The organism is Micromonospora sp. NPDC003776 (genome assembly GCF_053605645.1).
Genome location: NZ_JBSGJR010000726.1, coordinates 1 through 2,961, shown reverse-complemented (window position 1 = coordinate 2,961; position 2,961 = coordinate 1). Strand labels below are relative to the sequence as shown.

Here is a 2,961-nt window from a genome sequence, read left to right as displayed (position 1 = left end):
CGGGCTGCTCCGGCCGCCCAACCGCGGCCCGGCGGCCGGGCTGTGGCTGGTCGGCGGCTCCACCCACCCCGGCGGCGGCCTCCCCATGGTCACCCTGTCGGCGCAGATCGTCGCCGACGAGATCGGCCCGGCCTGGTGATCAGCCGGCGTCGATCAGGGCGCGGCGGACGGCGGTGAGGAGCTGCCCGAGGCCGAACCCGGCCAGCAGCACCCACACGGTGGCCGCCATGGTGATGGTCCCGGCGATCAGGTCGGCGTCGATCAGCCCGGTGAGCCCGGCGACCAGCAACCCGACCAGGGCCACGCACACCCGGGTCGGCCGCTCCCCCACGGTGACCGCGCCGATCTCGCGCATCCCGGCCGAGACCGCGCGCGCCCGGACGTACTCGTGCAGCCAGGACAGGCCACCGGCCGCGACCACCAGCGCCCCCGGCGCGCCGAGCAGCCAGAACGCGATCAGCCAGGCGGCCTCGCCGAGCCGGTCGGCGACCGAGTCGTAGACGTAGCCGAGCCGGGTGGTGCGGTTGGTGGCCACCGCGACCGCGCCGTCGACGCTGTCCGCCACGGCCGCCAGCAGCACGAACAACGCGCCGAGGAACGGCCCGTCGCCCACCCGTCCGGCCAGCAGCGGTACGCAGAAGCAGAGCAGCACCCCGACCACGGTCACCGGGGTCGGGCCGATCCGGAGGCGGCCCAGGAGGTGGCCCACGTGGTAGGCGAAGCGCAGCCAGGCGCGGACCACCGGGGCGGCCGCCCGCGGGTCGAAGCCGCCGTGCAGCCGCGCCCACGCGGTCGCGTACTGGTCCCAGTTCAGCTGTGTGCCCGCCACGGGATCAACCGTAGAAGGGCGGGACGGGTTCGTGGGCCGGGTGGTCACACCCGGGCGTCGGCCCGCAGGTGCTGCCAGACCTCGCGGGTGGCGGTGGACCGGTTGAGGGTGATGAAGTGGATCCCCGGCACGCCCTCGTCGAGCAGCTTCGCGCACATCTCGCTGGCCTGCTCGATGCCGAGCCGCCGGACCGCCTCCGGGTCGTCGGCCACCCGCTCGAACCGCTCGGCCAGCGCCGGCGGGAACGGCGCGCCGGAGAGCTGGACGGACCGCTCGATGGTGCCGATCTGAGTCACCGGCATCACCCCGGCCAGGATCGGGGTGTCGCAGCCCGCCGCCGCCACCCGGTCCCGCAGCCGCAGGTAGTCGTCGGCGTCGAAGAACATCTGGGTGATCGCGAACTCGGCCCCCGCCCGGCACTTGCGGACGAAGTGCGCCGTGTCGCTGGCCACGTCCGGGGAGCGCGGGTGCTTGTACGGGAAGGCGGCCACCCCGACGCTGAAGTCGCCGGCGTCGCGGATCAGCCGGACCAGCTCCTCGGCGTACCGCACGCCCTCCGGGTGCCGGACCCACTCGCCGCCCGGGTTGCCCGGCGGGTCGCCGCGGACGGCCAGCACGTTGCGGACGCCGACCGAGGCGAGTCGGCCGATGACGTGCCGCAGCTCGGCGACCGAGTGGTTGACGGCGGTCAGGTGCGCCATCGGCAGCAGGGTGGTCTCGGTGGCGATCCGCTCGGTCACCGCGACCGTGGTGTCCCGGGTCGAGCCGCCGGCGCCGTAGGTGATCGAGACGAACGAGGGGCGCAACGACTCCAGCTCCCGGATGGCCTGCCAGAGCAGCCGCTCCCCCTGCGGGGTCTTGGGCGGGAAGAACTCGAAGGAGAAGGTCGGCTGACCGTCGCGGATCAGCTCCCCGATCGCCGGCTGCGGATTGGGGAGGACGGAGGGTAGACCGAGCGCCACGCCCCGACTGTAGTCGCCGCGTCCCGCCGTACCCAGGATCTTCCCAGCCCGCGAGCACGGCGCGCGCGGAGCCGCAGGGGTGTCAACTGCTGCCGAGGGAGTGTTCTTTAGGCGGCAGAGACGCGTTCTGGTGCGGTGTTTGGGCGAGGGGCTGTGGGAGTGTCGTACCCGCCGCCAACACTGACCCCGAAGGGGGTGACTGGGGTGGGTGCGCGCAGTCTGCAGGCGTACCGGTTCGCTCTGGACCTGACGCCGGCTCAGGAGCGGGCGGTGCTGGCGCATGCGGGCGCGGCCAGGGTGGCGTACAACTGGGCTCTGGCCCGGGTGAAGGCGGTCATGGACCAGCGCGCCGCGGAACGCTCCTACGGCACGCCTGAGGAACTGCTGACGCCGGCCCTCGGGTGGAATCTGGCCGCGTTGCGGCGGGCGTGGAACCAGGCGAAGTCGGATGTGGCGCCGTGGTGGCCGGAGTGCTCGAAGGAGGCGTTCAACACCGGCCTGGACAACCTGGCCCGCGGGTTGAAGAACTGGTCGGACTCCCGGGCGGGCAAGCGGGCCGGTCGGCGGGTGGGTTTTCCGCGGTTCAAGTCCCGCCGCCGCAGCACCCCCAGCGTCCGGTTCACCACCGGCGCGATTCGAGTCGAACCCGACCGGAAACATGTCGTGCTGCCCCGGCTGGGCCGGCTCAAGCTGCACGAGTCGACCCGTAAGCTCGCCCGCCGCTTGGAGGCGGGCACGGCCCGGATCCTGTCGGCGACGGTGCGCCGTGACGGCGGGCGGTGGCATGTGGCGTTCTGCGTCGAGGTGGAGCGGGTCGAGCGCATCCCGACGCGCCCGCGCGCGGTGGTTGGTGTCGATGTGGGGATCACCCACCTGGCGGTGCTGTCCACCGGTGAGATGGTGCCCAACCCGCGGCATCTGGACGAGGCGGCGCAGCGGATGCGGCGGCTGTCCCGGCGGATGTCCCGGCGTGTCGGGCCGGACCGGCGTACCGGCCGGCGGCCCTCAAATCGGTGGGAACGCGCCCGCAAGCAGGTCACCCGCGCGCATGCGCGGGTAGCGAACTTGCGCCGTAACGGCCTGCACAAGCTCACCACCGGGCTGGCCCGCGAGTACGGCACGATCGTGGTCGAAGACCTCCACGTGGCCGGCATGCTGGCCAACCGGCGG

Annotated in this window: 3 protein-coding genes; 1 reads left to right on the top strand and 2 read right to left on the bottom strand. The window is 73.4% G+C overall.

Features of this window, described 5'->3' with window-relative positions:
* Window positions 1-139: 139 nt before the first annotated feature.
* Both ACWEVO_RS34015 and metF read right to left on the bottom strand, forming a co-directional pair.
* Window positions 140-829: a CDP-alcohol phosphatidyltransferase family protein gene (locus ACWEVO_RS34015; protein ID WP_452311519.1), complete on the bottom strand. Its 690-nt coding sequence runs from the start codon at window positions 827-829 to the stop codon at window positions 140-142.
* Between the two features lie 44 nt (window positions 830-873).
* On the bottom strand, window positions 874-1,791 hold the full coding sequence (metF, locus tag ACWEVO_RS34010; protein ID WP_452311518.1) for a methylenetetrahydrofolate reductase [NAD(P)H]: 918 nt from the start codon (window positions 1,789-1,791) through the stop codon (window positions 874-876).
* Window positions 1,792-1,995: 204 nt separating this feature from the next.
* Here metF and tnpB point away from each other — a divergent pair.
* Window positions 1,996-2,961: IS607 family element RNA-guided endonuclease TnpB (tnpB, locus tag ACWEVO_RS34005; RefSeq protein WP_452311517.1), on the top strand; the 966-nt coding region annotated here is incomplete at its 3' end.